Annotated in this window: 29 protein-coding genes and 1 pseudogene; 29 read left to right on the top strand and 1 reads right to left on the bottom strand. The window is 39.7% G+C overall.

Features of this window, described 5'->3' with window-relative positions; translation table 11 throughout:
• Window positions 1-175 precede the first annotated feature (175 nt).
• The 3 genes from FTU75_RS18670 to FTU75_RS09295 are packed head-to-tail and all read left to right on the top strand — an operon-like array spanning window position 176 to window position 1310.
• On the top strand, window positions 176-367 hold the full coding sequence (locus FTU75_RS18670) for a DUF1653 domain-containing protein (protein ID WP_106986610.1): 192 nt from the start codon (window positions 176-178) through the stop codon (window positions 365-367).
• Window positions 345-749, top strand: coding sequence for a DUF1064 domain-containing protein (locus tag FTU75_RS09300; RefSeq protein WP_180115806.1), 405 nt, complete (start codon window positions 345-347; stop codon window positions 747-749). Before FTU75_RS18670 ends, FTU75_RS09300 begins: the two co-directional genes overlap by 23 nt.
• Before the next feature lie 9 nt (window positions 750-758).
• Entirely contained in the window at window positions 759-1310 is a 552-nt protein-coding gene (locus tag FTU75_RS09295) for a hypothetical protein (RefSeq protein ID WP_180115805.1), read from the top strand.
• 212 nt (window positions 1311-1522) lie between these two features.
• Here FTU75_RS09295 and FTU75_RS09290 read toward each other — a convergent pair whose 3' ends face one another.
• Window positions 1523-2389, bottom strand: a complete 867-nt coding sequence (locus FTU75_RS09290; protein ID WP_180115804.1) for a hypothetical protein — start codon at window positions 2387-2389, stop codon at window positions 1523-1525.
• A gap of 818 nt (window positions 2390-3207) precedes the next feature.
• Here FTU75_RS09290 and FTU75_RS09285 point away from each other — a divergent pair.
• The 26 genes and pseudogenes from FTU75_RS09285 (at window position 3208) to FTU75_RS09160 (ending at window position 22460) form a co-directional block, all read left to right on the top strand.
• Complete coding sequence (locus FTU75_RS09285; protein ID WP_180115803.1) at window positions 3208-3399, top strand: hypothetical protein; 192 nt, start codon at window positions 3208-3210, stop codon at window positions 3397-3399.
• Window positions 3374-3646 (top strand): hypothetical protein, encoded by a 273-nt coding sequence (locus FTU75_RS09280; RefSeq protein WP_180115802.1) that lies wholly within the window; start codon window positions 3374-3376, stop codon window positions 3644-3646. The genes FTU75_RS09285 and FTU75_RS09280 overlap by 26 nt, the downstream gene beginning before the upstream one ends.
• Window positions 3647-3714: 68 nt before the next feature.
• A complete protein-coding gene (locus tag FTU75_RS09275) occupies window positions 3715-3954 on the top strand; it encodes a hypothetical protein (protein WP_180115801.1) in 240 nt (79 codons plus the stop codon).
• Window positions 3955-3996: 42 nt separating this feature from the next.
• Window positions 3997-4503 carry a hypothetical protein gene (locus FTU75_RS09270; protein ID WP_180115800.1) on the top strand — a complete coding sequence of 169 codons (507 nt, stop codon included), beginning with the start codon at window positions 3997-3999 and terminating at the stop codon, window positions 4501-4503.
• Between the two features lie 81 nt (window positions 4504-4584).
• The gene (locus FTU75_RS09265; RefSeq protein WP_180110113.1) at window positions 4585-4941 is read left to right on the top strand and encodes a hypothetical protein; all 357 of its coding nucleotides are present in this window, start codon (window positions 4585-4587) and stop codon (window positions 4939-4941) included.
• A 40-nt stretch (window positions 4942-4981) separates the two neighbouring features.
• Window positions 4982-5605, top strand: coding sequence for a putative metallopeptidase (locus FTU75_RS09260; RefSeq protein WP_180115799.1), 624 nt, complete (start codon window positions 4982-4984; stop codon window positions 5603-5605).
• 71 nt (window positions 5606-5676) lie between these two features.
• Window positions 5677-5871, top strand: a complete 195-nt coding sequence (locus FTU75_RS09255; RefSeq protein ID WP_257223749.1) for a hypothetical protein — start codon at window positions 5677-5679, stop codon at window positions 5869-5871.
• Between the two features lie 62 nt (window positions 5872-5933).
• Window positions 5934-6476: a DUF2280 domain-containing protein gene (locus tag FTU75_RS09250; RefSeq protein ID WP_180115798.1), complete on the top strand. Its 543-nt coding sequence runs from the start codon at window positions 5934-5936 to the stop codon at window positions 6474-6476.
• Window positions 6415-7701, top strand: coding sequence for a terminase large subunit domain-containing protein (locus tag FTU75_RS09245; RefSeq protein WP_078191936.1), 1287 nt, complete (start codon window positions 6415-6417; stop codon window positions 7699-7701). Before FTU75_RS09250 ends, FTU75_RS09245 begins: the two co-directional genes overlap by 62 nt.
• 1 nt (window position 7702) lies before the next feature.
• Window positions 7703-9136 carry a DUF4055 domain-containing protein gene (locus tag FTU75_RS09240; RefSeq protein ID WP_180115797.1) on the top strand — a complete coding sequence of 478 codons (1434 nt, stop codon included), beginning with the start codon at window positions 7703-7705 and terminating at the stop codon, window positions 9134-9136.
• A gap of 2 nt (window positions 9137-9138) precedes the next feature.
• Window positions 9139-10263 carry a minor capsid protein gene (locus FTU75_RS09235; protein ID WP_180115796.1) on the top strand — a complete coding sequence of 375 codons (1125 nt, stop codon included), beginning with the start codon at window positions 9139-9141 and terminating at the stop codon, window positions 10261-10263.
• 41 nt (window positions 10264-10304) lie between these two features.
• Window positions 10305-10679: a hypothetical protein gene (locus tag FTU75_RS09230; RefSeq protein ID WP_078191933.1), complete on the top strand. Its 375-nt coding sequence runs from the start codon at window positions 10305-10307 to the stop codon at window positions 10677-10679.
• 240 nt (window positions 10680-10919) lie between these two features.
• The gene (locus FTU75_RS09225; protein WP_180115795.1) at window positions 10920-11672 is read left to right on the top strand and encodes a DUF6651 domain-containing protein; all 753 of its coding nucleotides are present in this window, start codon (window positions 10920-10922) and stop codon (window positions 11670-11672) included.
• A 20-nt stretch (window positions 11673-11692) separates the two neighbouring features.
• Window positions 11693-12649: a major capsid protein gene (locus FTU75_RS09220; protein WP_180020902.1), complete on the top strand. Its 957-nt coding sequence runs from the start codon at window positions 11693-11695 to the stop codon at window positions 12647-12649.
• A 50-nt stretch (window positions 12650-12699) separates the two neighbouring features.
• Window positions 12700-13215: a hypothetical protein gene (locus FTU75_RS09215; RefSeq protein WP_180115794.1), complete on the top strand. Its 516-nt coding sequence runs from the start codon at window positions 12700-12702 to the stop codon at window positions 13213-13215.
• A 3-nt stretch (window positions 13216-13218) separates the two neighbouring features.
• Window positions 13219-13593, top strand: a complete 375-nt coding sequence (locus FTU75_RS09210) for a hypothetical protein (RefSeq protein ID WP_180115793.1) — start codon at window positions 13219-13221, stop codon at window positions 13591-13593.
• Complete coding sequence (locus FTU75_RS09205; protein ID WP_218948341.1) at window positions 13590-13979, top strand: glutamate 5-kinase; 390 nt, start codon at window positions 13590-13592, stop codon at window positions 13977-13979. The genes FTU75_RS09210 and FTU75_RS09205 overlap by 4 nt, the downstream gene beginning before the upstream one ends.
• 85 nt (window positions 13980-14064) lie before the next feature.
• Window positions 14065-14391, top strand: a complete 327-nt coding sequence (locus tag FTU75_RS09200) for a hypothetical protein (RefSeq protein ID WP_180115792.1) — start codon at window positions 14065-14067, stop codon at window positions 14389-14391.
• Window positions 14392-14446: 55 nt separating this feature from the next.
• Window positions 14447-14821, top strand: coding sequence for a hypothetical protein (locus FTU75_RS09195; RefSeq protein ID WP_180115791.1), 375 nt, complete (start codon window positions 14447-14449; stop codon window positions 14819-14821).
• Window positions 14818-15231: a phage tail terminator-like protein gene (locus tag FTU75_RS09190; protein ID WP_180115790.1), complete on the top strand. Its 414-nt coding sequence runs from the start codon at window positions 14818-14820 to the stop codon at window positions 15229-15231. Before FTU75_RS09195 ends, FTU75_RS09190 begins: the two co-directional genes overlap by 4 nt.
• Before the next feature lie 65 nt (window positions 15232-15296).
• A pseudogene (locus FTU75_RS18665) lies at window positions 15297-16233 on the top strand (phage tail tube protein).
• Window positions 16234-16272: 39 nt separating this feature from the next.
• On the top strand, window positions 16273-16743 hold the full coding sequence (locus FTU75_RS09180) for a hypothetical protein (protein ID WP_180115789.1): 471 nt from the start codon (window positions 16273-16275) through the stop codon (window positions 16741-16743).
• A 403-nt stretch (window positions 16744-17146) separates the two neighbouring features.
• On the top strand, window positions 17147-17308 hold the full coding sequence (locus FTU75_RS09175) for a hypothetical protein (protein ID WP_180115788.1): 162 nt from the start codon (window positions 17147-17149) through the stop codon (window positions 17306-17308).
• 93 nt (window positions 17309-17401) lie between these two features.
• The gene (locus FTU75_RS09170) at window positions 17402-18226 is read left to right on the top strand and encodes a hypothetical protein (protein ID WP_180115787.1); all 825 of its coding nucleotides are present in this window, start codon (window positions 17402-17404) and stop codon (window positions 18224-18226) included.
• Window positions 18227-18328: 102 nt separating this feature from the next.
• A complete protein-coding gene (locus FTU75_RS09165; RefSeq protein WP_180115786.1) occupies window positions 18329-18865 on the top strand; it encodes a hypothetical protein in 537 nt (178 codons plus the stop codon).
• A 61-nt stretch (window positions 18866-18926) separates the two neighbouring features.
• On the top strand, window positions 18927-22460 hold the full coding sequence (locus FTU75_RS09160; protein ID WP_180115785.1) for a tape measure protein: 3534 nt from the start codon (window positions 18927-18929) through the stop codon (window positions 22458-22460).
• Window positions 22461-22741 lie beyond the last annotated feature (281 nt).

The following is a 22741-nucleotide window of genomic DNA, read 5'->3' as shown; positions in this document are numbered from 1 at the left end:
GCTGTCCTGATGATATGAAGTTCACAGTCATAAATGGGATGTGGCACAGATCAAGTGAGGGGTTTACGTACGATGATCTTAGTGCTGCCATCGCTGACTACGACAGAACCGACCATGTATCAGACATTCGCAATCATATAGCGCTGACGACGAGAGTGATTGAGAGAGGTGAGTCGTGATCTATAAGCACAACAAGACTGGAAATCTATACAGCTACATCGCAACAGCAAATAAGTGTAACAACGAAAAGTTTCCAAAAATGGCCGTTTATCAAAGTCTGAATGATGGGAGTGTTTATGCAAGGCCTTATCGGGATTTTGCGAACGCTTTTACGATGGTGAGCCATGACCAGCATCTCACTCGCTGAATACCATAAACAATATGCGCCCAAGACCAAACCCAAGTCTGGGCGCAGCAAATTTAACGCTCAGCGCATTGAAAAGGATGGAGTGAAGTTTGATAGCGTCAAAGAGTACAAGCGCTATATCGAGCTTACAGCGCGCATGCAGAGGGGTGAAATTTCAGAATTACGGTGTCAGGTCAAATTTGTCTTGGCACCTAAAGTGAAATTGGAAGGCGAGAAAAGGGCAAAACCCGAATTGAGGTATTACGCGGATTTTACATACATCGAAAACGGGAAATTCATTGTTGAAGATGTGAAGTCGGCGGGAACGGGAAATTTACCAAGTTATCGCAACAAGAAACACCTTATGAAAACAGTACACGATATCGATATTAGAGAAGTTTGAGGGATTGGGATGAATGCAGTAGCAGAAAAATTTGAACCGTTTGAATGGTTGACTAAGGGTATTACAGCGAAGTCACCAAACTTTGAACCACAGGCACATGGCACTGGGGAGAAGCCTTTGAATTATGAAGATCGTTTGGGTGCGATTGCGAGCATGGAAACACAGCTTGCAAAGTCAGTTACAGCGCTTATTGTCTTTGATGGGAAGTGTGAAAGTGATTATGAGTATGTGCGCAATCACTTGGTTAAAATTATGTTGGTCAATGCTAAGGATGATAAGAAGCGGGAGCCTGAGCATATTACCATGAATCATTTGGCGTACTTGGTTGCACGTATGGTAATTGACTTTGCTTTGAATCCTGAGCTTGAGGGAAATTTTACAGCGCAAGGTCGATTGTATTATGCGGGGATTAATTCGATGCAGATGACAACTAATGTGTATCGTTTAACATGGAAACCGTATGAGGATTTAATGAGTTTGGCTCTTGAATCTGCAATTGACGAAGCATCAAATGCGATCAAAAAATATAAAAAGGAAACTTACAAAGAAATGCGAGCATAAGGCTATCATTAAAATGATAACTAGGGTATCTTATTTCTATACTGGTCGTATTACACAGTTTCTGACCATGACTAAATTAAGCTCACTAAAAGGTGGGCTTTTTAATGCCTGTAATTTAATAATATGTATCTAAAAAAATAACAAACTATGATTATGAAAGAAAAAAAGACAAGTCACATAACTTGTCTTTTTTGTTAGATTTATTGGATTTATTAGTATTCGAAGTTTTCAGGCCCCTGAAGATAAAGAAGAACGGCTAGACCTTGGCCAAATATTCGTTCTTCCTTTGGTGAGGCTGCACCACCGCGATAAAATGCTGCCTCACCAGCTTCTGCTAACTCATTGATTCTTTCATCTGAGTAAGAATAACCTTTCCATAAGCCATAACCATCACCATCACGTGCTAGCTGTTTTGTTTCACTTTGAGGAATTGCCTCCCAATTTTTTGCTAATGCGTGGAAAGTGTTACAGTTGGCATTACCTTTGCAAGCCTTTACTGATTCAACGGCCACATTATTTTGGTAGATGTCTTCAAGTGTAGGGTTGCTATTTGATGTATCTGAACCATAATCAGTTCCATTGGTAGTTTCATCATTGAAGGCTCGAATATAGGCTTTGCAGTTCTTGTCAGTGCTAGTTCCATCAAAGCAAGCGTTCATATCTTTTATACAGGTTTTGGTATCAACAGTATAAGAACAGTATTCCGCAAGAACTTTTTGATCGACTTTTGATTGGGGCTTTTCTGAGTTCGGATCTGGGTTCTTATTTTGATTCCAACTACTTTCTAATTGGTTAAAAGATTCGCTATCACATTTACTAGACTTTATGTCATTTTTACAATCTTGAATTGCGGTTACACAAACAAATGGATCTTGTGAATTTGCTTCACACCACTTAGATATGTATTGCTCTTTATTCAATCCAGCGACCAATTTATTCTGTTCTACAGATGGTTGTGGTTGTGCAACTGTTGTCTTATCCTCAACTTTGAGATTTTTATAGACAAATAATGCTAAAACAATCAATACCACTAGGCTTATTAATCCAATGATATAGTTTTTTTGGCTGTTGGACAGCATGGAACCCTCATTTTTATAAAGTAATAGAAAGTGCCAATTTATCACATACTTAAGATTAAAGCTTATAAGGGAATTTAAAAAAGAGCTCTCCTCTAAGATGAATTTAAAGGTGAAATATAAGTATTAAGCTTAAGTTGCATGAGTTCCAGTGTAAGGAGATCCACATGCTCCAATTTTTAAAATGCTTATTCGGCTTCTATGGTGCGGTTGAAATTGACCACACGATCGATGGTGATGAGATAAAAGTTTGTCGAAGCTGTTTGAAAGAAGTTAAATAACTGGGCGGCCTTAGCCACCCAGCAAAGTTATTAAAGTTTACATTGGAATTAAAAAAACGTATTTTATGTTTATGAATAAACAAAATACGAACCAAATTATTAAATCAGTTAAATCTTCTATATTGGAAGGAAATCGGCTGATTAATAATGCTAACTCGGAAAATGGCAGTGCAAGCGTCCAAACTTTTAAAGCCATTTTCCGAGTAATTTTAAGTCTCACCTTAAAGGTGAATTCAAACTCCATCATCTTTATCTGATACCTCTTTATGAATGGTTACATAACTCATTAAAATAAGTTATATGAGTATTCTAACTTGCCCTTTTGTAAATTAATAGCCTATACAACTTTATTGCTGAATAAATATTAAGTATTTGAAAAGTAAATAAATTTAAATTTTATTATTTGATTTTGCCTCTTTACAATGCGCTTCCCTTTTTTTGGTGGGTGGCTCAAATAAATCGCCGAACGTATTACGGCACACAAAAGCCCCTCGCATTCTAGATGTTGAGGGGTTTTTCTTTTCTTATTGCGGGGTGAGTATGGTTGATCGAATAGAAGCAGTTAAAAACCTTGAAGTGCTTAAAGCAAACCAAGCTCGATTGATGAACTACAACCACTTGTATTCAAGCTATGCATTTCGCCAAGACTGCGGAGCTGAGTTAAGAAAGATTGGTAAGCAGATCGCAAGCATAGAAGAATTACTTCATGAGAAACCCAAAACGACTCGCTAAAATTAGAAAGCTACCTTATGTCCGTTGTGGTAATCCAGATAGTCAGGCAGCGCATTCAAATAGCGCCAAGCATGGCAAGGGTAGATCAATCAAAGCTAGTGACGAGTTCACAGTGCCGCTATGTCATTCATGCCATAGTCAATTTGATCAGTACAAGTTGAGTAATCGTGAAGAAAGTGAAAAGCTGTTTGAGCAATGGTTGGTTACGGTTGAGTTGATGATGGGTAAGAGAGATGAGTTGTTTTAAATCAAATTTGGTATGAAAGAATTAATTGGTGTAAGGTGTGATTTTAAAACTAGCTAAAAGGATTTAGCATGCAAAAAGTTGTTTGTTTTTCTACCAAACTTGATGATTTCGGTGATTATATTTTTGATGAAGAGATCTTTCCTTCAAATCAATCACCAGCGGAATATGTTGAGAGTAATAAAGGGAGAATGATGAAACTTTTCTCTCAGATTGAAGGTGATATCACTTATGCTATCTATGGGCTTGATAATTTAACACAGTCACAAATTGAGCAAGTTAAGCGAGATTGGTTGAGTTACCTAACCTAACTAACATAACCACCTTCGGGTGGTTTTTTATGGGAGTAATAAATGAATAAGATTACTCCAAAACTCGACCCCGCAACATTTGTCATCAAGTCATTCGAAGAAGTCGGCAGGGCTATTGCATATATGCACAAACACCATGCGAATGCGCTCAATGATGGCAAGCCTTTAGTTGTTCGGATCAATCAGAAAGAAGATGACCGCAGCAAAGCACAGAATCGTTTGTATTGGATGTGGGTGAATCAATGGTCTAAACACCAAGGCACAGATAAAGATTCAGAGCATTTGTATTTTAAGAAGTATTTCTTATCTCGGATCTATGATCGCGATGATGTGGGCCAGTATCGAAAAACGTTTGAAGCAGTCAAAGTTTTAAAAGAGCAAAGTCATCCGATGTATCAGCAGGTGGTGGATGGGTTGAATGAATTAATTAGTACGACGGATGCAACGGTAGATCAATTCACTGAGTATTTAAATGACATTCATGCGTTTTGTAATAAACATGGGTGTTGGTTGAATACGCCTGATGACTTGATGTTTGCTTGGTCATAGGGTGAGCACTTGAATAACTATATGAATTATATCTGACTTTTTAGAGAGTAAAGTAAGGGCACTTTCTAGAGGGGTAGATAAGTGAAAAATTTATTTAAAAAAATTGGCGGCATCTTTGGCTTTATTATGATTTTTGGGTCAGAGCTCCATGCCGCAGGTTATATTCCAAATGGAGTGGTCCACTCCTCAATTACACCAATGACTAACCCTAAAGGGGTTGCATTCTCTTTTGTTAAGGAGACGCCAAATGATGATGTTGTTGCTGGATATCAAATTAGTTTCCATATAAAATGTGCTGGTCAGCGCATATATTTCGATGGCTCTACAGCATATTATACTGATGGGGTTGAAAAACGCATACCAGCCACGCAAGATGGGACGGTATTATTAAAAACCAATCCTATGTACCCAATGTATTTAAAATATTGCACAAAATAAACCAAACCTCCTTCGGGAGGTTTTTTAATGGCTAGAAATTATGAAAAGACCTTACCCGCCTGAACATCTTATCGATAAAGACTGGTCGGAAGAATTTCTATTTGAACCAGTTGCAGATATCCATGATTGGTTGCAAGAGACAATCCTTAATCCAAATAGCGATTTATACAACAAAGACCACATGCATTTGATTGGTCACACAGGCATTGGATTCTTGTGGGCTGAAAGTGCATTTGAAAAACAAGGTCGTGTGGTTTTGGGGCAGGCGGAGATTGTTCAATTTCAAGCGAGTGGATGGAAGAAATACAGACAAGAAGCGCAATTGATTAAATGGTTTGGGTTTCTCCCGAAAGCACTAATCACACTGGATGCGCGTTACTGCTCAGACTGTTCTGATTCATCGTTCATGACATTGGTTGAACATGAGCTTTATCACTTAAAACAAAAGATTAGTCCTAACGGTGGACCATGTTATGACAGCCATACAGGGCATGCAGTATTACAAATGCGTGGGCATGATGTTGAAGAGTTCTTTGGTGTAGTGCAGCGTTATGGTGGGCATTCAGGAATTCATAAAATGGCAGAGCTTGTTAATAGCGGCCCAACAATTTCTAAGGCAAATATTGCTCATGCATGCGGTACGTGTTTATTGAAGTTGGCTTGATCAAAAGGATCACATTTCTACTTTTTTAATGACATTAAATTTAATAGAGTTAGATAAAAATTGGGGGTGATATGGCTACATATAAGCAGATTCAAGAATTCATAAAAGGCAAACACGGTATTACAGCTCAATCATGCTGGATTGCTCATGTTAAATCAGAACATGGTGTTGTTATGCGATCAAATAGACAAGGCAAAGAACGAGTTAAACCTTGCCCTGAAAAGCACAGAGATAAAGTTGAAGAAGCATTAAGCATTTCAAAATGATCCCCTAAGCAGGGGATTTTTTTTATCTATCGTGCTTTACGTAGCTTTACGGAGAGGTGGCTGTGGCAGCACTAAAAGAGCCTGTAAAAATCTTTATAGTCCAGTCTCTTGCTTGCTTTGAAACCCCTCAACAAGTAGCGGACACTGTAAAGCAGGAATTTAAAATTGAAATTAGTCGCCAGCAGGTGGCTTTATACGACCCGACAAAACACTCTGGACGGAATTTAAGTAAAAAGCTTAAAGACCTTTTTCAAAAAACAAGGACTGAATTTAGGTCTAATGTTTATGACATTCCTTTAGCCAATAAAGCTGTACGCCTTGCCGAGCTACAGAAGATGTATTACGGGTGGGGTGAAAATAGATACATGAAGCAAGGCATCATTAAGCAGATCAAAGATGAAATGCACGGTCATGATGCTCAACTTTTAGATATTCAATTAAAGCAGCTTGAAATTGACAAAATCAAAAATGGCGATGGTGAGGGGGCAGATGATCCAACTCCCGTAAAAGTCACAATTCAAGTTGTAAATGCGAGTAAATCAAATGCCGAACATCAATCCGACACTGAATGTTCCGCAGGCGAACTTCCTTCAGCTGAAGAATAAATTCAGGGCCTTTGTTGCTGGTTTTGGTAGTGGAAAAACTTGGGTAGGTTGTTCGAGCCTTTGTGACAAATCTTGGGAATTTCCTAAAGTGCCGCTTGGCTACTTTGCGCCTACCTATCCGCAGATTCGAGACATCTTCTTTCCAACCATTGATGAAGTAGCGTTTGATTGGGGTTTAAAAGCCAAGATCTATGAAACAAATAAAGAAGTTGATATTTATTATGGCAGGCAATATAGAACAACGATTATTTGCCGCTCAATGGAAAAGCCACAAACGATTGTAGGTTTTAAAATTGGTCACGCTCTGATTGATGAGCTTGATGTGATGAATAAGGATAAGGCGCAACAGGCTTGGCGAAAAATCATTGCTCGTATGCGTTATAAACAAGCAGGTTTGATGAATGGTATTGATGTCGCCACCACTCCAGAGGGCTTTAAGTTTACTTATGAGCAGTTTGTAAAAGAAGCCAATTCAACACCCGCCAAACGTGCATTGTATGGAATGATTCAGGCGTCAACTTATGATAATGAAAAGAATCTACCTGATGACTATATCTCATCACTGTACGAGTCGTATCCACCTCAATTAATTTCAGCATATTTACGTGGACAATTCGTCAACCTAACCAGTGGTGCCGTTTACCCTGACTTTGATCGAAAACTAAATCACACAGATGAAGAAATTCAACCAAATGAGCATTTGATCATTGGGATGGACTTTAACGTCCTGAAGATGGCAGCTGTTGTATATGTAATTCGTGATGGAAAACCTTTGGCATTGGATGAGATGGTAGGAGTACGTGATACACCAACTATGGCCACATTGCTTATTGAGCGGTTTCCTTTTCATGAAATGACTGTGATTCCAGATGCTGCTGGGCAATCAACATCATCTAAAAATAGTAGTGAATCGGATCATCAAATTTTAAGAGACAAAGGGTTGAGAGTTGAGGTTAATGGTACCAATCCAGCAATTAAGGACCGTATCAACTCAGTTAATGCCTTGATTTTAAATGGTGATGGTGAGCGTACGTTAAAGGTAAACACCAATAAGTGCCCTAGATTTACCGAAACTCTAGAGCAACAAGTTTATGACGATTTTGGGGCGCCTGATAAAAAGTCAGGACTAGATCATGTGGGTGATGCTGGTGGTTACCCTTTAGTTAAGCGGTTCCCAATTATTAAACCTGTCACACGCATCGATATACCAATGTTTGGATTCTAATATGAGCATTACAGCAACACATGCCGACTATGATAAGCACATTGCGACTTGGAATAAGTTGGATGATGTTTGTGGTGGTCAGGAAGTTATTAAGGCAGCAAAAGAGAAGTACCTGCCTAAGCCATCTCTGTTTAATTCAAAGAATGATCCAGATGGTACAAACCGCTATAAAGAATATTTGATGCGCGCAATCTTTCCTGGTGTGACTAGTCGAACTTTGGCGAGTCATATTGGCTTGGCTTATGGCAAATCACCAGTATTCAACAAACCCGATGAATTGGAATACTTGGAGCGCAATGCGGATGGTGCAGGTCGATCTATTTATCAAAGTGCTCAACGTGCAACACGCTTGATCAACCGAAATTACCGCTGTGGAGTATATGTTGATTTTCCAAACGTAGCGCCAAGTCGAAGTAAGGCAGAGGAAAAGTCTAAAGGTGCCTTTCCGATGATTCATATCATCAAGGCGGGCGCAATCAAGGATTGGGATTACATCATTGTCGGTAACCAGAAAAAGCTAAGTTTTGTGAAGCTGCTTGAGACAGTTAAAACTCGCAATGGATTTAAGGTTGAATCCAGCGATCAGTATCGAATTTTGGCGCTTGAAGAAGGTGGTAGCAGCTTTGTTTACACAGTTCAAATTTATACGAAGAACGATAAAGGCGAATGGGTAGAAGGAGAGAAGTACATTCCAACTGATTACCATGGTCAGCCTTGGGATTATATTCCTTTCACTTTCTGCGGCGCAGTAGACAACTCAGATGAAATTGGTACAGCACCACTGTATGAATTGGCAACTATGGAGTTGTCTTATTACACCAGTACTGCTGATGTAGAAGAATCGGCATTTATTGTTGGTCAGCCTACTTTGTGCTTTCCGAATATTACGCCAGAACAGTACGCCATGGTAAAGGAGTCAGGAGCCAGTGTAGGTAGTCGCTCTGGTATTCCTACGGATGCAAAGATGGTCCAAGCGGAAAAAAATGGACTGGCTTATGAGCGTATGAATGATAAATGGGACCAAATGAAAGAGCTTGGTGCTCGATTAATTGAAGTCGGTTCTGCTAATAAAACAGCGACTCAGGCAGACAATGATAGCTCAGTCCAACATTCAGTTTTGTCACTCGTTGTGGCGAATGTATCTGAAGCCTTTACCAATGCACTGCGCTGGTGTGCCAAATTTGTGATGCCTGAACATGATCTAAAAGTGGATGAGCTGAGCTTTACGATTGCTCAGGACTTCAATAAACCAAAATATGACCCAACACGCTCAAAATTGATTTACGAAGCTTGTCTTGCAGGTGAATTACCAATGTATGTCTGGTATCACTACGAGCAGACCGGTACTTTCCCAGAAGATAAATGGGAAGACATCGTTAAGAAAATTGAAAAGCGTGAAGATGGTGGAATTGATTCACTAGATGATAAGGATTAAACATGAACATTTCAGCGCAGAAAGCCTTGGTTGATGCGCTGAGCCAACATTCAGCTTATCTCTACCGCGCATCACCTCAAGCAGTAAATGAACTTACAGCTCAGTTTAATAATCTTTCCAATAGCCAGTTAAACCGCTTAGTAGATATCTTAAACGAGCTGTCAGACTCAGAGCGAAATGCACTTAAAAGCCTAAACTTTTCGAGTAAGGCTAAATCAAGTAAAAACATTGAAGATATTAAGACCATTCTGAATGAGTGGTTCAAATCAATTGATGTGGACTTGTTTGAGCAGTTCGATAAATCAGCATTACAGTTGGCGGTTTATGAGGCTTCATATTCTGCGAAGTTAGTTGCTGGTACTGCTGCAGTTGTTAATGCTGATAAGATTTATAAAACCATTAAGAAAGCACCTTTTTCAGGTGGTGCTTTGGTTGATTATCTATTTGCAGATATTGCAGCAACACTACGAAAGAAAGTTGAAAGTGCAATTCGTGATGGTATTTCACAAGGGCAGACCAATCAGCAGATTGTGCAACGAATCAAGGGGCGAAAGGCTTTAGATTATAAAGATGGCTTACTTAAGTCGTCACGTGAATCAATTGAACGTCAAGTAAGAACAGCCCGCAGTCACATTAGTACTGCAACTTATATCGATACGTACAAGGCGCTTGGGTATGAGTATGTAAAAGTTGTAGCCACTTTGGATGGGCGCACTTGTAAGTACTGCGCATCAATCGACGGTGACGTATTTTCTATCGATGATCCATTGCGGCCAAGATTTCCAGTGCATCCAAATAACCGCACAACATATATGCCTTGCAACAAGGATGGTGAGATTGGTGGATTACGGCCTTTTGTTATGGATGAGCGTAAAGTCAAAGATATTCCCAAGGATGAGCGCAAACATCTTATTGGCCAGCTTGATGCCAATACATCATTTAAAGAGTTTTTCGAGCAGTCGGATGAGTTCTTTCAGCGCACTTGGCTGGGTAAATCTAAGTATGAGCTTTATAAAAAAGGTGAGTACAGCATTGATAAGTTTGCTGATCCGCTGAATAAGCGTGGTTATACGTTGGGTGAGTTGAAGGTTTTAGATAAAAAAACCTTTGAATTGTTAGGTGTTTAAATATAATAGTCATCACTATTTTAACTAGGCAGATAACAACAATGAAGCTTTTCGCATTTCTATTTTGTGTAATTGTATCAAGCACCTCTTTTGCTTCAACTCAAAAAGACTTTGAACTTAAATATTACAAGTTAATGGAGCGATACGTTCAAACACAATCGGACAGAAATCAAGTGATTTCTACAGAGGCAAAGAATGAGCAAGAGGATCTAGCTAGGTCCAATAAACTTAAAGCTCTAGATTGCAAAGGTTGGAAAGAGAATATTGAACTTTATGATTTTGTCTTAAGTAGATTTAAGGAGTATGAGGGAGCTTCAGAAGGTGTCCGAGCAATGGGATACACCAAAGAAAGCCTGCAAGATGAGTCTGAATGGTTGCGTGAGCAATTAAACCAACCAGAGAACAAATGCAAATAATCCAAATCATGACCCGAAAGGGCTTTCTTTAGGTCATAAGGACATCTCAAAAGCAGTAACAGAAGTTTAACTTGCAGAAAACAAACTTTAGAAATTCGAAGGTTATTGCTTTTTTGCAATTACCCAAAAAACTAAATTCAAATAGAGCACCTCCCGAGGTGCTTTTTTATTGCCTGCTGAAAGCGGATGCGGACAGCGTAACGAGCGGATGCTCATTTTAGAAATAGGGTCGGATGACTTATGAAACTTAAAACAGTAACCGTGGATAACAAGACATATGCGGAAGTGAATGAACAGGGCTTACCAATCTATGTTCATGACGATGGCAAAGAAGTAGCACATGATGCAGCCCAAACCGTAGCAACCATTTCGCGTTTGAATGGTGAAGCTAAAACAAACCGTGAACGCTATGAAAAGGCTGAATCCACGCTTAAAGCATTCGAAGGCATTGAAGATCCAGCAGCTGCTAAAAAAGCTTTAGAAACTTTGAAAAACTTCGACGATAAAAAACTGGTGGATGCTGGTGAAGTCGAAAAAATCAAACTCGAAGCAATTAAAGCCGTTGAAGATAAATATGCACCAATTGTTCAAGAGCGTGATGCATTTCAAACTCAACTGCATAACGAGCTTATTGGCGGCGGTTTCGCTCGTTCTAAGTTCATTCAAGACAACATCGCTGTACCGGTAGACATGATTCAAGCCACGTTTGGAAAGAACTTCCAGATCGAAAATGGCAAGGTCGTGGCAGTTGGTGCCGATGGTCAAAAAATCTTTTCACGCACTCGCCCGGGTGAAATCGCAGACTTTGATGAAGCTTTAGAAACTTTGGTTGGCGGATACCAACATAAGGATTCAATTTTAAAAGGTTCTCAAGCTGGTGGTGCGGGTTTTCAGGGTGGTGATGGAAACAAATCGGGCCCTAAATCTTTGGCTGAATGCAAAACCAAAGAAGAAAAGATTGCTTACATGAAGCAAGTGGGCGAAAAAGCATAAATTAATTTAAGGAGAGGCATATGCCTTTTGATTTACAGGTATTTAACAAGCAAACCTATGCCGCAATGACAGAAACAGTGGCACAGGACATTGATAAATTTAACGAAGCATCACAGGGTGCAATCCAATTGATCAATGAGCCTTTCGGTGGTGATTTCAACATTGAAGCATCGTTCAAGGCAATTGCTGGAATTGTGCGTCGTCGTAATGCATATGGTACAGGTACAGTTACCGCAAAACGTTTAGAACAATTACTTGATGTGGCTGTAAAGGTTGCTGCAGGCACTCCGCCGATTGAGTATGAAAAACAGCAGTATTCTTGGATTCTTCAAAACCCTGAACTTGCTGCCTTAACAATTGGTGAGCAGTTGGCCAAAGCGCGTTTAGCTGACATGCTGAATGCGGGAATTTTGGGTGCATCTACAGCAATTTCAGGAAATACCAATGCCGTGCATGGTGACGGTACTGATGCTGCATCATTCCGCTTGCTTAACAAAGGTGCTGCGAAACTTGGTGATCGTTCAAGCGCAATTCGTGCTTGGATTGTTCACTCCACAACAATGCACAACCTGTTTGATAATGCTCTGGCCAACTCAGAAAACCTGTTCCGTTATGATGGTGTGAATGTGGTTCGTGATCCGTTTGGTCGTGTGTTTGTGGTGACTGATGCGCCTGCCTTGGTAGGTGATAACGCAGGTACTGCATTCTACAACTCGCTAGGCCTTGTTGAAGGCGCTGTTGTTGTGAATGACAACAATGACTTTAATGCTGAATTGGTGCCTGGCACTGGTGGTGAGAATATCAAGTACACCTACCAAGCCGAGTGGACATTCGGTGCAGGTGTGAAAGGTTACGCATGGGATACCGCTACCGGTGGAAAATCTCCAACTGATGCAGCAATCGGCACCCCAACTAACTGGGATCTAATCGCATCAAGCGTGAAAGATACAGCTGGCGTCCTAATTAAGTCTGCATAAATGAAGTGCCCCGAAAGGGGCTTTTCTTTGCCTGATTGGAAATAGAAAACATGAAAAAAGAATCTAATAAACGCCTATATTTCACGGATGACTTCTCTCCCGAAAATGTGGCAAAACTTCAAGGTGAAGGTTATATCCTTCGCAAAGCTAGTGCTTATCACGAAGCTGATACTTTGGAACCGTGCTCAGAAGTGGCTGGTGATGTTCCTAAGGCTTATCTAGATCTGATTAAGCGCAATAATTCCAATATTGTCACCATTGAAGCAAAAGTTGGCATCACACCTGAATTACAACAAACCATTGATGATGCGAAAGCTGAATGTGAAAAGGTTATTGCTGAAAATGAAGTACTTAAAAAGCAAGTTGAAGCTTATCAGCAGACTGAATTGCGAAACTCGGAATTACTCTCTGAAAATTCACGCCTATCGGATGCGTTAGTAAAGCTAAATGGTGTGCTAGTTGAGCGTAATGCTTTAGCAGGTCAAGTCAAAGACCTTGAAGCCAAGCTCAAAAAACAAACCGCTACAGAAGTAAAGGCAGCCAAAACTGCTGAAGCAAAGGAATAACCAATGAGCATTATTACCCAAGAACAGGCTGACCAAATTCTAGGGGCAGACTTTGCGCCGGCTGGTGATAAAGCTCGCCTCCTTAAATTAGCAAATACATGGATGCGAAACGAAGTTGGATATGTGCCAGACACTATAGATCCAGTTTTAATTGATGCTGCATGCGAAATTATCAAAGGCATTCAAGCTGGTGTGATTTATGTGGGTATTGCTCGTCAAACTACAAGTGAAAGCGTAAAAGCAGACACAGTGCAGATCACTGAAAGTTACGCTGAAGGCAGTGTTGAGGTATCTGAGTTTGAGCAGATTGCACGTGCCTACATTGCTTCACTTGATTTAAAGTCTAAAGGTTTTGGGTTTGAGGTGTTTCGAGCATGATCAAAAACAAAATTCAATCTAAAGTGGCTGCGGCATTCAATAAAAAGTTGGCCGATGCAGTCGACACTTTCACATGCGAAAAACTGATTTACTCTGGTGAGTTTGATTTTGAGACGCAGACTTATCCGGTTGTGGGTGATGAGTCATATTCGGGGCGTGGTGTTTTGTTTGGCTCGTATTTAAAAGATATGGTCAAACCAACTGATTATCAGGTGACAGACTCTAAGGCCACGGTACTTCAAAATGAAGTGCTGAAAGATAAGGTTAAGCAAAAGCCTCAGATTGGGGATGTATGGGTCACATCAAAAGGCTGCTTTAAAGTGGTAAATATTGGAGCTGATCCAACGGATAGTATTTGGGTTTGCCAGTTGCGGAAAGCTAATTGATTATTTTGCACTCATTTAAAATCTTTTATATTTCATTAAATTAATAAAGATGATATTTCTATTTTTAAGCAAATGAGGGCTAATAATGAAACAACTTAAAACACAAGCAAGTAACGTCCAAGACTATAGATTAGGTCGTCAACCAATTGATAATTCTGGTAAGTACTTTAAATTAGTATTAGAGATTATCTTAAAAAATGATTCAGAGGTATATTCATATAATCTGTTTGGTGATACCCGTTTCACTTTAGAATATCTTGAAAGCAATATTTCTGGTCAGATAAATGATGCTATTGACGATTTTGGTAAAATTGAAATTTCAGAATATACCGAAAGACGGTATCTTTTCTTGAAAATTGGATCATCTGATCAAATGCAGGTGACTGGTGAAAGGATTGGTCGAAAAAAATAAAAGAATTTTAAAGTTAACACCAACCCACCTCGGTGGGTTTTTTAATGGGTGAAATATGGGCTGGAAAAATAAACCCAGTGATTTTGCTGCACACATGCTCAAGGATGCTGACCAACATGTAAAAAATATCGTGGGCGAAACACTTCAGCAAGTCATTGTACGTTCCCCTGTAATGGATGGTGAATTTAGAGCATCACACAAAGTTACGCTTGATTCACCAGATAACTCATACCAAAAAAATTATGACGAATCAGGCTCAGAAACATTAAATCATGGTCTTAAAGTAGCAGCTTCAGCTAATTTTGGTGGCCTGATCTATATCCAAAGTAATAGTCCGTATGGCCTAGATTTAGAAAACGGTCACTCTCAACAAGCGCCAAATGGTGTTTATGCACTTTCATTTCAGCATGTTTGTGAGAAATACAAATGATGACAAATACTCAAGCCTTGCGGGCTATTTTGGCACATGTAGGTACATTCACTGGAATGCCTAAACCAAACATTCAATTAGCAAATAATCCGCTTGTTGGTGGTAAACCTTTTGAGCCGCCTGCAAATGAGATATGGGCCAAGGTTACAGTTAAAAATGCGGGCAGTTTTATTGCAGAGATCGGATCTAAACCAAGTACACGCACTACTGGTATTGTTTATATCCAATTGTTTGCGCCTTTAAATACTGGCACAGATTTAATATCACAGATGGCCGACAAGTGGGCTGAGCATATGCAGTTCCATAAAAAAGATGATTTAGAGTTGCGTGAGGCTTCTATTATTGATGTAAGTACCCATGGTGAACTTTATTACCAGTACAACGTGAATATTTCGTACGTAGTGAACTAAACCCAAATTCTTATTTAGCCGTCCTTTTAGGGCGGTTTTTTTATGCCTAAATTTAGGAGACAACTATGTCAAAGGGCACTGATGTGGTAATCCACATTGCGAAAGAAGAAACACCTAATACTTTGCCTGCGGTGCCAGTTTGGCATACGTTGCGTCGAAACTCAGACTCACTCAAAAAGACGGTATCGATGACGCAATCGGATGAGATTGTTGATTCACGTTTTGAACAAGGTTCTGTGGCAAGTTCAGCCGAAGCAACGGGTAGCATTGAATTTGAATTATCAGCCTTAAGCCAAGATATGTTTTTTGAAGGTGTTGCAGGTAATTTATTTGTTGATTCAGGCACACCAAGTGTCTCAACTTTGGAAATTGGTGGTGACACACTACCAACATACACAATTGTGAAGCACGACAAAAAAAGTCGGGTTTATTCAAGTTTTCACGGGTTGTCGAATTGGTGAATTGACTATTCAAGGCGACACAGAAGGTAAAATCACGGGTACAGCTTCAATTAGTGCAACCGGCTATAGCAATCCAACAGCAACACCAGTAGTAAATCCTGTTGCAGCCACAGATACTCCATTTATGTCATCAATCAACGTGAATGAGTTTAAAATTAGTGGTGTGTCCACAGTTGGAACGGCTTGTGCCGAGTCCTTCACAATTACTATCAATAATAACCTGACCGCTAAGCCATGTTTAGGAAACGGCAGCTTGATTCCAAACCGCTACACAGAAGGTAATGTCACTATTACCCTGAATGTAACACTAGCTCTTACAACCACATCAAAAGAATGGATTCCTTACGTTGAATCACGTGAAACTATGACATCTGAAATTGGCATGGAAGATTCAAAAGGTAATGCCTACGGTTTCAATTTCACGAAGCTGGAGCTTGATAATGACGGGCTTTCAGATACCAATAAAAATGATGATCACACTATGGCGATGGAATTCCGTCATGTGAAAGAAGCGCCAACGATTACACGCACAACAGCTTAACAATGGCCCCGAAAGGGGCTATATTTTTGGAAAAAGAAAATGACCTTAGTTGTAGAAATTGAAAAAAGCAAAGAAACATCTCTTTGGAAAGAATACAAAGATGCTGAAGGTAACGTATTAGCTCGCTTTAAGATTCGTGGTGAGGCATATAAACCATATCGTGTTGCATTAGAGCGAGCACAGAATCAAGTCGCATCAAAAGGCTACGTCGTATCAACAGCCAGTGGTGAAGATAAGCTTTATCATGAATTATTACTTGAAGCTGCTGCTTGCCACCTTATTGAAGACTGGGATGGTGTATCTTTCCGTGAAAATGGCAAAGAAACTGAGCAGCCTTGCACACCTGAAAATGCCACCAAATTATTAAACATGGGTGATGTGGGGGTAGCAATATGGGCTTTTGTGAAATCTCATGCAGAGCAAATCCAGTTAGAAGCAGATGCGGTTAAAGCTGACACTTTGGGAAAGTCACAAAGCTTTACCAATGGCACGCGGGAGACGGTGGACTAACCGACTTTCAGAAGAAGATCCGCGAAAAGCAAGGGCGCAAGCTAGATGATGCGCCTGAGTTTAGTTATATAGCTCATGCTATTTTGAGTGCATTCAATGTAATTGCACGTGGGCGCTCATATCATCCTGTGACTATGCCGTTAGATGGTAGCCATATCAATGCTTATCTTGAGCTGTACGAAGTGCCTTGTGAGCTTCATATCTTTGTTGAGTGCATATTTGCATTGGATAATCTTTTTTTGGATGGAGTTAGGGGAAAAAAATAAAATTTAATTCAATGAGATATAAGAAAATTTAACGAAATATGCAATAAAATTAGTATGTTACGTTAATATTGTGCTTGATGTATAATGCTATGTATGTAATATTGGTTTCTCCCTAAGCTTAAAAAAGGAGAATAGTAATGACTCAGATTGTGGGGAGCGTAGGCGCATTATGGTTGTTGGTGTGCGCTATTGCGCTTAGTTTTAATGCCCCATTACCATTTAGTGGTGCAACACAGGATTTTGGCTCAAAAGCTCGCGTTGTTACTGATGCATTTGTGGAAGCACAGTTGAATAAGTAAAAGTTTAGTTCTATGGAAACCACCCTGCGGGGTGGTTTTTTGTTACTACAAACGATATATATTAAAGATTCTTAAAAAATATTAAGGCTAACGATGAATGGTATATCTACATTCCTTCAATTAAATTCAGCGCTAATCACTGGCCTGCTAGGCTTGTTCGGAGCTTTGGCTGGTGTAATTATTACGAATTATTACAACTCAAAGAATAGTGATAAAAAAATCAATTTTGATTTAATGGACAAAGATCGAGAACGAAAATTTAACCTTAGAAAAGAAATATACTTAGAAGCTGTTGATTCGATTGTTGATTTCGAGGCAATGCTAGGAGCTGTAGCAACAGCACCATCCCTTGATGAGTTTAATGATTTTCATAGGGAACAAACAAAAAAGTTGAAAAAATTAGAGCTAATAAGTGATATGGATATATCAATAAAGGTTGCTGATTTAAGTGCTCACTTCCGCTATCTCATAAACTATATTTTAACTGCGAAGGAACCAATCTTTAAAATTGAAAGAGAATTAGATGAACTGATGGAAAAAATTAATGAAATTGGTAAAAAAGTTGAGTGGTTTGATAACGGGGGTGCTAAATCTTATAACGCTAAAGCTGGAGAAGAAGCAAAGTTAGAATATTTAATGAATATTAAATTGGGACAAGAGCTTAGCGCGGAGAGTTCAGAAAAGGTAAAGCTATTATTTCATGAGCAACATAAACTAGCGATGTATCTACTGGACTACTTTGACAATATTTCTGGATTGATTGGAACCATATACAAAGGTTTTAGAGCAGATTTTGGTCTAGATTTGTTTGATTCGAATCGCCATGATCTTAGTGATCAAATAAATTTAAAACAAAAAATTAATTCAAACTTTCAAGAGGCAATGGGAGATGCTAAAAATAAAATATCTTCATTGTAGTTTGGTTTTTGGTGCCGATTAGAGTTTCAAAGAATACTCTTCGGAGTGGTTTTTTTGTACATAAATTAGTATCTTGTTCTAAATTATATATTTGGGGTGGGTATGAAATCGGTTGTTATATTGCTATTAAGTCTGGGCGGCTCTAGCGCATTTGCTAACGACCTTTACACACTAAAAGACCGGGATGGAAATTCCATCTTAAGCTCAATGGAAAACCCTGATGCAGAATATAGAAACTTTGTTGTGGATAAGAATACATACACAACAAAACCAAAACCTGAAGACTGGAATTTAAATTGCACAAAAGATAGGTTTAGTGGTACTAAATCTTGTACGTTAAGTAAGCCATATAATGCACTATTAGTGGGAATACATGGCGGGCGACATAGTGTTTATATTGGTCGAAATCACTTTCCACGCACTCAGAGCGTCATAAAAATTGATAACAATGCTCCAATTTATGGCTATGAAGGATCGAGCAACACTCCGCAAAAAGTTATTGAGCAAATGAAAAAAGGGAAAGTTGCTTACACGCGATATAAAGAATGGCCTTATGAATATAATCAAGATGGTGAAACCGACTTAACTGGATTTACTGAAAAATACAATGAGATGCTAGAAGAGTACAAAAAGCTCTAGTCAATATAATCAAACTAACCTCGCTTTATGTGGGGTTTTTTATTGCCTGCAGGAAAGCAAAATGACCACACAACTAAGCCGTTTAGTGATTGAGATTGACTCCCGCAATGCTTTACGCAACGCACAAGCCATTGGTAGAGAGCTTGAAAATATTGATAGAAACGGCACACACGCGTCGCGCTCTATGGATAGTGTGTCTGTAGCTACCCGTCAACTTGCTGGGCACATGGCAGGACTACTAACTGTTGGTGCGGCAGTAGCAAAAATGGATGCCTATACTGGCATGCAAAATAGGTTGAAACTAGTTACAGAGTCACAAGAGCAATTAAATCTAGCAATGAGTGATACTTTCGTTATTGCTCAAAAGTCCTACCAATCATGGGATTCTGTGATTCAGGTTTATCAGCGCTTTAGTGATAATGCGAAAACACTAAAAATTGATATGGCTAAAACAGCCGAATTAACAGAAACAGTTTCGAAAGCTGTTGCAATTTCAGGTGCAAGCACTCAAGCAGCTGAAGCAGCATTAACTCAATTTGGTCAAGCGTTGGCCTCTGGTACATTGCGTGGTGAAGAACTCAACTCGATTCTTGAACAAACGCCAGCTTTAGCCAAAGCAATTGCTCAGGGTATGGGTATTACAGTCGGGCAACTCCGCTCTGTGGCTGCTGAAGGTAAAATTACTGGTGAAGTTCTCGTTGATGCCTTAGCAAAATCAAAAGAATCAGTAGATGAATTATTTGCAAAAACCGATGTGACAATAGGTCAGTCGCTTCAGCTGCTAAGCAATGAAGTCACTAAATTTACAGGTGAAGCTGGTAAAGCTTCGGGTGCTGCAACCACTATAGCTAATGGAATTCAATTGCTGGCGAATAACCTTGATGCTATCGCAGGCATTGCCATGGTTGGTGGTGCGGCATTACTTACCAAAACCATTCTTGCTCAAGCAGTGGCTATTCGCGGAACAATCTCTGCTACTCTGGAACGTCGCGCAGCAGATACAGCAGCCCTGCAATCTCAGATTCAATTGGCTGCGGTGGAGGTGCAACGTACTCGTCAAGTAGCAGCATTAGCACTTACTGAGATCAATCTAGCTCGTCAGGAGCTTAATAGTGCCACAACGCGCCAAGCACGTGCAGCGGCAACCATGCGATTGACTCAAGCGGAAATTGCACACAACATCGCCATTAAGCAGAGCACAGCAGCCGTAGTCACTCAAACTGCTGCTGAAAATGCACTAAATGCTAGCCGTTCACGCGGAGCTATGTTGCTTGGTTTGGTTGGCGGCCCAATTGGTGCAATCACAATCGGTGTGGCTGCATTAACTGCAGGATACATGTATCTTCAAAAACGCACAGCAGAAGCAAATGCAAAACTTGAAGAACAAGGCAAGGTAGCTGAGAAGACCAAGGAAGAACTTTTGGCTCTAAAAGGTGTTCAGCTTGATGTTGCTAAAGATGATTTGGCAGCATCATTTGAAGACCAGAACGACAAATTGAATAAGTTGAACTTGTCGTTTAATGGCTTTATTCGCACAGTTAAAAATGCGAATGCTGGCAATAAAGAGGTCCGTGAAATCTCAGATCAGGTGCACAAAGGATTGATGTCACAAGCTGATGCTATCGAGAGATTAAACAAACTAAAACTATTAACACCTGAGCAAAAATCCCAAGGTTTGGATTTAATTAAGAGTTACGAGGAGGCTAGGGTTAAAGCACAGCAAAATGCAGATGCTCAAAAAACTTTAGGTCAGCAGGTTACTTTATCTGGTAATGCTGCATCTAATGCCGTTGGTAAAGTAAACGATAATACCAACGCTATGTATAACAATGCTGATGCAGCGAACGCAGCAGCAGATGCACAGTCCAAGTACATTTCAAACCTACAGAAGGGTGCCGCACAGACCATTATGACCAACAAGCTAATTGCTAAAGGTTGGAATATTGAGCGTGCAAAAATGGCATCACAAGCAGCCTTTGAAAATGGAGGGAAGGTTTCAGCAAAAGATATTCAGATTATTGACATGAATATTGCTGCAAATAAAAAACTACAAGCCTCTGAGGATGCAATTACCAATGCTAAGAGAGGATCGGCTAAAGCAGCGAGTGCAGCTTTGTCACAACATCGGAAGGATGCAAAAGAAGCAGATCGCGCAGATGAAGAACAACGCAATCTAAGAGAGCAATACATTTATGCTTATGCTGATAGAGAGAAGCAGATTGAACTAAGTCTATCCAAAGAAATAAATGAAATTCGCAAGGCGAATTTTGCCAATCCGGAACCATTCTTGGAGGCAGCAAATAAGCGCGCATATTATGAAAAGCAAATTTATTTATCTCAGCTACAATTTGAAATTAATGAATTTCAAATGAGTGAAGAGCAAAAGCTTAAATACTCTTATGATATAAAAAAGTTACAACTTCATCAGAATTCGGAAATAACCGAGAAAAATAAAGAGATCGCTATTAATGCGCTCGAAAATCAATACCAACACGAACTCGGCCTCATCAAACTTGCCAAAGAGCAGCGGATTTTTCAGGCTGAACAGGCGATGTATCCAGAAATGGATGCTATTAGAAAGCGTTATGAGCTGGAGCGAGAGGAAATCATCAAGACTGCGAATATTTCTGATGGAGAAAAGGCCCGCAGGTTATCTGCATCTCAATTCAATCAAAAGCAGGAGGAGGGTGATGTTTTAATCAATACAACACTTAACTACAAGACTGCTATTGGTGAAGATGTGAGTGCTGACAGGGACTTTATTTATAGACAACAAGCCATCAACGACATGTACGAAAATGGCCTTATTAAGCAAAAGGAGTATGAGTCGCAGTCTTTGGAGTCAATGCGTCAGTATGAGCGAGATAAACAGGATTTATCACTAAACTCAATGAGTATGCTCTTATCTGCAACATCTTCAACTTGGTCTAGTATGACCTCACTTATTAAAGATTCGGTTGGGGAGCAGTCTAGTGTTTACAAGGGTATGTTTTTGGCTCAACAAGCTTTTGCGATAACTTCAGCAACTATCAATGCTTTTCAAGCATATAACCAAGTTCTTGCAAGCCCGTGGACATTTGACACTATAAGTAAGCAAACAGCGGCAAGCGTTACGTTGGGTATGGGTATGGCAAATGTTGGAATGATTGCAGCCCAAACCATCGCAGGCTTTGCAACTGGCGGACATATTACAGGAAAAGGGACAGGAACGAGTGATGAGATTCCTATCATGGCATCTAATGGCGAGTTTATGTTTAAAACAGCGGCGGTTAAAAGTTTAGGCCTGGATGCTCTGAATTATATGAACGCTACTGGAAAGCTTCCAAACCAATATTCAGACGGCGGCCTAGTAAACCCTAAAGACACTTACCGTGTAGGCATGGGAACTGTAGATGCGATTGAGCAAGAAAATAATGTTTCAGGTGGTGATGTAAAAGTATCCCAAACGATTATTGTAAATACAGATGGATCGGCTAAAGTAGATACGCAAGGACAAAAGCAACTTGCTCAAGGTTTTCAGAATATGATGGAAACCTTCACTAGAAAGGAAATGCGCCAAGGTGGATTAATTTATAATTTTGTAAGAGGCCGATAGTGAGCGACTTAATAGACGATATACAGGGTAATTTTGTAATTCAAAATGCTGTGAATTACAGCATTATTAAATTTCTAGTTCAGAAGGGTGTTATTGATTTAGTGGAATTTCAAGAATTTATGAAGGATTAAGAGTTTGTTTTTAGAAAAGCTCTTAGTCCTGAACTTGCTGAAAAATTCTCCCAACAGTTTTCTGATGCTTTTCAATATGCAGCCATGAATGTTTCTGATGAAGAGTAGCTAGTAATATTAAAAGTTAAACCACCTTCGGGTGGTTTTTTT

This window comes from Acinetobacter sp. YH12140, from assembly GCF_013418475.1.
Taxonomy (GTDB): Bacteria; Pseudomonadota; Gammaproteobacteria; order Pseudomonadales; family Moraxellaceae; genus Acinetobacter; species Acinetobacter amyesii.
Note: the sequence above shows the minus strand (reverse complement) of the source record. Positions and strands in the feature narration are given on the sequence as shown.